Source organism: Allobosea sp. CER48 (genome assembly GCF_044752385.1).
In the GTDB taxonomy this organism is placed as follows: domain Bacteria; phylum Pseudomonadota; class Alphaproteobacteria; order Rhizobiales; family Beijerinckiaceae; genus Allobosea.
This window is the reverse complement of the sequence record NZ_JBIWYK010000503.1, coordinates 1-2,089: the sequence shown is the minus strand read 5'-3', so window position 1 is coordinate 2,089 and position 2,089 is coordinate 1. Positions and strand designations below refer to the sequence as shown.

Below are 2,089 nucleotides of genomic sequence, written 5' to 3'. Positions count from 1 at the left end.
ACGCGACAACCGGCCGGGCTCATCAGTCGGGGATGCGCTGCCAGTCGGCCTGCCAGGGCGCGGCGGAGGCATCGCTCGGCGCGCGCCAGTCGCCTCGCGGCGAGAGCGACCCGCCGGACGAGACCTTCGGCCCATTGGGCACGGCCGAGCGCTTGAACTGGCTGGTCTCGAAGAAGCGGCGGATGAAGACGCCGAGCCAGCGCTTGATCACCGGCAGATCATAGGCGACGCGCTTGTCCGCCTCGATATTCGGCGGCCAGTCCCCGACGGCGGCATCGCGCCAGGCATGCTCGGCCAGGAAGGCGATCTTGCTCGGGCGGAAGCCGTAGCGCGTGGTGTAGAACAGGTTGAAATCCTGCAGCGCATAGGGGCCGACGAAATCCTCGGTCTTCTGGGCCGGCTTGTCGCCGTCGCCCGGAACCAGCTCCGGCGAGATCTCGGTCGCGAGGATGTCGAGCATGACGTCGGAGGCTTCCGCCCCGAAGCGTCCGGATTGAGCGACCCAGCGGATCAGGTGCTGGATCAGCGTCTTCGGGACCGAGCCGTTGACGTTGTAGTGCGACATGTGATCGCCGACGCCGTAGGTGCACCAGCCCAGCGCCAGCTCCGAGAGATCGCCGGTGCCCATCACCAGCGCGTTGTGCCGGTTGGCGAGGCGGAAGAGCACGGAGGTGCGCGCGCCGGCCTGCACGTTCTCGAAGGTAATATCGTAGACGGGCTCGCCCTGCGCGAAGGGGTGGCCGATATCGACCAGCATCTGCCGGCAGGCCGGCGTCATGTCGATCTCCTCGGCGCTGACGCCGAGTGCGCGCATCAGCCGCCAGGCATTGTCCTTGGTGTCCTTGCTCGTCGCGAAGGCGGGCAGCGTATAGGCGAGGATGTTCTCGCGGGCCAAGCCCAGCGCATCGAAGGTATGGGCCGCGACGATCAGCGCCTGCGTCGAATCGAGGCCGCCGGAGACCCCGATCACGACCTTGTCGAGCCGCGTGCTCTCCAGCCGCTTGCGCAGGCCATGCGACTGGATGTTGTAGGCCTCGAAGCAGAGCTCGTTCAGCCTCGCATCGTCGTTTGGCACGAAGGGGAAGCGCTCGACGGTGCGGGCGAGGCCGAGATCGCCGTCACGGTCGGGGTCGAGCGCGAAGTCGATGCGGCGGAAGCCGAGCCGGTCGCGGTGCACGTCGGCGCTGTCGCCGAAGGTGTTCTGGCGGATACGGTCCATCGCCAGGCGCTCGAGATCGATATCGGCGAGGATGAGCTGCGGCTCCGCGGCGAAGCGCTCGGCCTCGGCCAGCAGGATGCCGTTCTCGTAGATCATCGCCTGCCCGTCCCAGGCGAGGTCGGTGGTCGACTCGCCGGTGCCGGCGGCGGAATAGGCGTAGGCCGCGATGCAGCGCCCCGAATGCGCCTTGCAGAGCGCATGGCGCCAGTCCGACTTGCCGATGGTGACGTTCGACGCGGAGAGGTTCAGCAACAGCGTCGCGCCGGCGAGCGCGGCATAGGAGGAAGGCGGAATCGGCGTCCAGACGTCCTCGCAGATCTCCATGTGGACGACGAGGTCCGGCATATCGGTCGCGGCGAGCAGCACATCCGTGCCGAAGGCGACGTCCTGGCCGCAGAGATCGATATAGAGGGTGCCGGCCCGCTCGCCGGAGGCGAACTGCCGGCGCTCGTAGAACTCGCGATAGTTCGGCAAATAGGTCTTGGGCACGGCCGCGAGGATGCGGCCGCGATGGATGGCGACGGCACAGTTGAACAGCCGCCCCTCGACTCGCAGGGGCGCGCCGACCACGGCGATGCAGCGCAGGCTGCGGCTCTCCTCGACCAGCCGCGCCAGCGCCTCCTTCACCGCATCGAGCAGGGCGTTCTGCTGCAGCAGATCGTCGATCGCATAGGCGCTGATCCCGAGCTCCGGGAACAGGCAGAGCGAGGCACCGCCCGCATCGGCCCGCCTCAGCATCATGATGGTCTCGGCGACGTTGAAGGCCGGATCGGCCACCTTCAGCCGCGGCGCGGCGCAGGCGATCCGGACGAGACCGTGCGAATGGATGTTGCGGAAGCTCATCGTCACCCCGTCGGCCGGCGGACTATG

At 68.0% G+C, this 2,089-nt stretch carries 1 protein-coding gene; it reads right to left on the bottom strand.

Translation table 11 applies throughout. The features are described 5' to 3' along the window. Nucleotides 1-22: 22 nt before the first annotated feature. The gene (locus ACIPIA_RS14860) at nt 23-2,062 is read right to left on the bottom strand and encodes an NAD(+) synthase (protein WP_400510662.1); all 2,040 of its coding nucleotides are present in this window, start codon (nt 2,060-2,062) and stop codon (nt 23-25) included. Nucleotides 2,063-2,089 lie beyond the last annotated feature (27 nt).

Coding starts and splice junctions, on each gene's coding strand:
- ACIPIA_RS14860 (WP_400510662.1), bottom strand. CDS start 2,062: ATGAGCTTCCGCAACATCCATTCGCACGGTCTCGTCCGGATCGCCTGC.